Below are 5,654 nucleotides of genomic sequence, written 5' to 3' on the forward strand. Positions count from 1 at the left end.
GGGATCGATTGTCCAATCCCATAAAAACGCCAGATAATTGGCGGCAATAACGGTTGTGCTGCCGGTCATGTCGCGGTTGACTGCGCCGTTTGGCTGCCATAAAAAACCCCATACGCTGTTGCTGTATGGGAGTAGGGAAGTACGTGGATTGGCGGTGTAATTGGCGTCGCCCAATATCAAATCATTGCCTGCGCCTGCTGATATATGGTCTCGCCCGTCGCCGCCGAACAGCATATCGCGCCGCTCACTGCCATAGAGCCAATCATTGCCGTGCTGTCCGCCCAACCAATCGCCTTCTTTGCCGCTGTCGGCAGTGGTTGTTTTATAAGTTTCGCTTGCGTCATTGCCGTATAAGTAATCCCCGCCGCCGCCGCCCATGATGATGTCCACACCGCCGCCGCCGTAAACGGTGTCGATCCAACCGGTTGCGGTGTCGCTGTCGGCAAGTACATATTCTCTGCCGATGCCGCCGTAAACTTTATCTGCACCGTCGCGAGTCAGCACCACGTGTCCGGGAGCATCGCCGGTGTAGTAAATATCGTCTTGTTGGCTGCCCATAAAGCTGGACGTAGCTGTATCCGAACCGCGCACTTTCACCCCACGCGGTGAATTCATCGCATCGTAGGCAAAATATTGGTTGCTGAGTCCGAGGAAATGGTTAAGATCAAAGCCGTGTTTGTCCTCGCCGCTGGGCGGCAAACTGGGATCAAGCGGTGGTTCGGGTGCGGTTTCGTCGCTGAGGGTGATGCTTAATTCGCCGCTTTGCCAATCTCGCAATACGGCGATGTCTTGATAATTGTTATCGGCTTTTACCGACAATAACCAATCTCGGTCGGATTGTTTTAATAATCGGTATTCTTCTTGTTCGGTGTAGTAAATATTGGTAACGGGCTGACCCAAAATTACTTGGCTTAATTGCCAAAAGGTTTTGTTTTGCAATGAAGAGCCGTTGACTTCAATCCAACCGTCGCCGTCAGTATCCAAAATAGTGGAAAGATGCCGATCATTCATCAGTCTGTAAACATCGTTACCAATACCGCCTTCAAGATAATCATTGCCGCCGTTGCTGATCAGTATATCGTTGCCTAAACCGCCGTATAAGCGGTCTGCGCCTGCGCTGCCGTCCAGATTGTCTTTTTCAATACCGCCGAATTGAATGGTTTCTTGTTCGCTGATGCCAATAAGTTCAACAGACAACCCTGATGATGTATCCATCATTTTGATGTTTTTGCCGATAAATTGGCGCATTTCAGGATAGCCCTTTAAGTAATCGTTATAACCGCCGTATGAATGATCACCAACATGTTGATAAGAAAGATCATGTTTATCCAATACTGATTTAACGATGAGCAATTGGTTTCTGTCGTTGAGCCAATTTTCTGTGATTTCTCCTGTTGCGGTATCGTATAAATCCAATTCGCCACTGGTGTTGTGCTGAGAGTAATCTGCGCCGATAACAGCGAAAGAATTAAGTTTTTGCAGCGCGTAAATATATGCTTGCTTTTCAGTATCAGGAATACTGGCATCAATAAGATTGCTTGCCGCATTGGTATCAACTATTTTTAAATTTTGATATTCGGGTTTTAATTGAATATTCGTCGGGTCATTAGAATTACTGTCTATTATTTTTTGGTAAATTTTTGATTGCAATGAATAAAAACTTTCTCTGTCATCCATTTTCGCTTGTTCGCTAATACCGAATAACTCCGCAAGTTTATTCAATATATTTTCCAAACTGTTTTGAGTTTGATTGGCTGACAATTCCAGCATTTCTTTAATGGTGCTTAATGACAAAAAATTGTACCCATCAATGATTTTCAGCAAACGATAAATGCTGAGGCTGTCGGTCATTTGTGCTGAGCCATGCCCTAACACATTATCAAAAATAGAAGGTTGTTCAATAAAAATTTCTTCATGTGTACCTTGCTGCTTTAATCCCAATACATAATCTTGGGTAACAAACTCAGGATTTTTATCGCCATATAAGTTGGTAATTGTGTTGGGATTGAATTGTGAAGAACCACCCAATAAATTAAATAAATTGCTAACATTAAAAGATCCGTAACCACTGATACCGCCACCCAAAATAGGAATTGATGTCGCATCTATGCCCGTGGCAAAACCAGCACCATTAATCCCAACCGCTTCCGCACCATCAAATAAGCGAGTAAATGCTGTAGCCAAATGCCCGCCTAAGGAATGCCCGGTGGCAGCTATTAAATCATTCAGAGAAATTTTGGTATTTAACACACCCGTCATAGGCTGATCATAAACAATGGTATAAACACCTACCAGCCTGTCTTCATCAGGCAAATAATCAATAACAATATCACTTCTGCCCTTAAATTTATTCCAATCCAAATTAGGCATTGCAAATTCATGGGTCTCATCGGGGAGTAGTTGCAAACGCGCACCATAGAATGTTTCACCTTTGGCATGGGTAAGCTGTTGCCAATAGTTGTATAAATCAACAATTTGCGAAATAGCCAACCCGTCCTGAACAATATCAGTACCATCGGTAATGGCTAAGTCATGACCGCCATCTGTGCCGCGAAGTGCCAATACATAAGGCTTATCTGCATTGGCATCTTTGTTTTTAAATAAGGTTGCCGAAAAGCTGGAAGAAGTATCGGGTTGGTGGTGAATGAATTCCCAATGTGTTAAGAATAAATCAGCCTGTGAGGAAGAAAAATGTGCTTCTTTTTCATCTCCCCCACTATTTTCTTTCTCTTTGTACATTAAAGCATCTTTAACTTCTTTAAATTCATTGAAATGGGAATAACTGGCTTCAGCCAATTCAGCAAATAAACCATATAAATCTTGTTTCATTTTTATTTCCTTTCAGAGGAGTAATAGTTTTTAGTATCAAAAAAATATGTTTGTTTTACAAAATCACCCCACTCAAAAGGCTTTGGTGAGGGGCAACCCGTTTTTTTCATCCAAAACATCAGTAATTTAGGTGAGAAATTCTTTCCACTACCTACAAATGAAATAGTTGGAATATCTGTATAAAAATTTATATTTTGTTGTACTTTTTTATTTGTTTTAATATCAATAAGATTTTCTTCTATTCTTATGATAGAAAAATTTTCTCTTGTCCGATATGTTTCCTGTAGAAAACGTTGGTTTAATTTTCGTTTAATTATATATCCATTCTTTATATTAACTTTCTGTTTGTAATCTTCGTTTCTCAAAGTCTCCCACATACCTGGGTTTTCTTTTTGCCATTGCTCGGGTGCTTTATAAACTGTTAAACCAGCTTCATTCTCACATAGCTTTTTATAGGTGATTTCCATAGGAATCCAATCCCAAAAAAGAAAAACCATAATGCCTAAAAACACCCATTTCCCTAAGCCTTGTTTCCCCAGCTTTGCTGCTATTTTCCCAGAGACATAACTAAATAAAACAATCAGTAAGAAAATAAGGAGTAAAATAAAAAGGAATAATAACCCAGCCATATTTAAACCATTTCAAGATACTAAAATAAACATGCTTAATGTATCAGCTGTTATTTTTGAATTATAAAAATCTGTATAGCTGGCTTCAGCCAATTCTGCTAACAGGAAAAAATTTCCATTGTTAGTTATTTTTTATTTCCTTTTTAGATAAAGTTGATTCATAAGCACGAAATATACGCTGTTCATTTACTAATCGTTGACGAAGATTTATACTATTGCTTTTTCCGCCTTGGCAAGTATTCTTCATTAACCACGGCATCCAAGATTTACGAGTAAAACTCATGGAACTAGGTCCAAAAATGGGCGGAATATTGGTGCTAAATGTTGTATAACTAAGCATCTTCTCTCCTGTTTTCACATCAATAATGCTTTCTTGACTTTTTACAATAGAAAAAAGCATTTCTTTCCTAATTTCTTCTTCTATAAACCTTTGATTTAAAGAATAAGTAATGATTTCATATTTTTCTCCTTTATGGCTTTTATCGCCTAAATAATCAAATTCATACTTTAATGTTTCCCATACATTCGGGTTTTCTTTCTGCCATTGCTCAGGTGTTTTATAAACCACCAAGCCAGCTTCTTTTTCACAAAAATTCTTATATTGAGTATTGGATAATTCCCACTCAACAACAAAATAAACTAAAACCAATAAGAAAAAACATATTCCGAAAATCCAGCCTTTATATCCAAGTTTTTGGGCAATTTTCCCTACTATCCATGAAAGCCCAACAAAAAAAGCCACGAACAATATTGGCATACCTAAATAATATAAAATCATTAAGAGAATACCTATCATCATTTCCTCTTTTTAATTATTAAATGGTTAGTAATAAAGAGAATTGTTTTAAGTTCATTAAAATGAGAATAACTGGCTTCAGCCAATTCAGCAAATAAACCATATAAATCTTGTTTCATTTTTATTTCCTTTCAGATGGGTAATAATTTTTAATTTTATCAAAATAATATTTTTGTTCTACATCATCACTCCAGCCAAGAGGTTTTGGTGGGAAGCAGCTCGTTTTAACCATCCAAAACATCAGTGATCTAGGTAAAGATTTCTCTGCACTACCTACAAATGAAATAGTTGGAATATCTGTATAAAAATTTATATCTTGTTGTACTTTTTCATTTGTTTTGATATCAAAAAGATTTTTTTCTATTCTTATGATAGAAAAATTTTCTCTTACCCAATATCTTTCCTGTAGAAAACGTTGGTTTAATTTTTCTTTGGTTATATATCCATTCTTTATCTTAACTTTCTGTTCATAACCGTCTTTTCTTAAAGTCTCCCACACACCTAGGTTTTCTTTTTGCCATTGTTCGGTTGTTTTATAAACTGTTAAACCAGCTTCATTCTCACACAGCTTTTTATAAGTGATTTCCATAGGAATCCAATCCCAAAAAAGAAAAACCATAATGCCTAAAAACACCCATTTCCCTAAGCCTTGTTTTCCCAGCTTTGCAGCTATTTTCCCAAAGATATAACTAAATAAAACAATCAGTAAGAAAATAAGGAGTAAAATAAACAAAAATAATAATCCAGCCATATTTTAACCATTTCAAAAAATTAAAATGAATATGTACCATAAGCAAGAAATTGCTTAAAACATGAATACTCAACACCATCATGCCAACATTCTTGGAATAAAAAACACAAACAGGCTACCTGAAAGCGTGGAAACTCAATCCCATGCTTTCAGGCAGCCCGTCTGATAAAATTTGGTTTATCGAATACATTACCCAATCTCCTTGAGATTCAGATAAATAACGTAATAACGATTTACATTTCTTGGCATACTACTCCCCTTTTTTTCAAATGTACAACATTGAAGCAGGACTTTTACACACCTGCCAATTCATACTTTCGCCCTCATTCAAAACAACAAAAAGGCTGCCTGAAAGCAAGCGGTTGTTGCTGTATAAACTGCCGTTTAAATCAATGTCCGTCATGGTGGTTTTGCCGCTGCTGCTTTTGCTTAAGAAACTGTTAAACAAATAATAACTGTCGCTGCCTGTTTGATCGGTGATGATGTCACTGCCGCCGCTTTGGTAATACACATCGTTGCCGCCGCTGTCGGTCATTTTGTCATCACCCTCGCCGCCGAAGTAATAGTCCTTATCTGCGCCGCCCTCCATCACCGCGCCCTCGATGCGGGCAACCAATATGTCTTCGCCGTCTTCGCCGTATAAAATATC

Annotated in this window: 3 protein-coding genes and 2 pseudogenes; all 5 read right to left on the reverse strand. The window is 38.1% G+C overall.

Going from position 1 to position 5,654, the window contains the following annotated elements; all coding sequences use genetic code 11:
- Positions 1-2,829: pseudogene (locus Q384_RS14415) on the reverse strand (hypothetical protein); the annotation flags it as partial.
- A 2-nt stretch (positions 2,830-2,831) separates the two neighbouring features.
- Complete coding sequence (locus tag Q384_RS10475; protein WP_037587892.1) at positions 2,832-3,458, reverse strand: hypothetical protein; 627 nt, start codon at positions 3,456-3,458, stop codon at positions 2,832-2,834.
- A 121-nt stretch (positions 3,459-3,579) separates the two neighbouring features.
- Positions 3,580-4,257 carry a hypothetical protein gene (locus Q384_RS10480; RefSeq protein WP_156956548.1) on the reverse strand — a complete coding sequence of 226 codons (678 nt, stop codon included), beginning with the start codon at positions 4,255-4,257 and terminating at the stop codon, positions 3,580-3,582.
- Positions 4,258-4,375: 118 nt separating this feature from the next.
- Positions 4,376-5,005, reverse strand: a complete 630-nt coding sequence (locus tag Q384_RS10485; protein ID WP_037587897.1) for a hypothetical protein — start codon at positions 5,003-5,005, stop codon at positions 4,376-4,378.
- A gap of 265 nt (positions 5,006-5,270) precedes the next feature.
- A pseudogene (locus tag Q384_RS13660) lies at positions 5,271-5,654 on the reverse strand (hypothetical protein); the annotation flags it as partial.

The organism is Stenoxybacter acetivorans DSM 19021, assembly GCF_000745895.1.
In the GTDB taxonomy this organism is placed as follows: domain Bacteria; phylum Pseudomonadota; class Gammaproteobacteria; order Burkholderiales; family Neisseriaceae; genus Stenoxybacter; species Stenoxybacter acetivorans.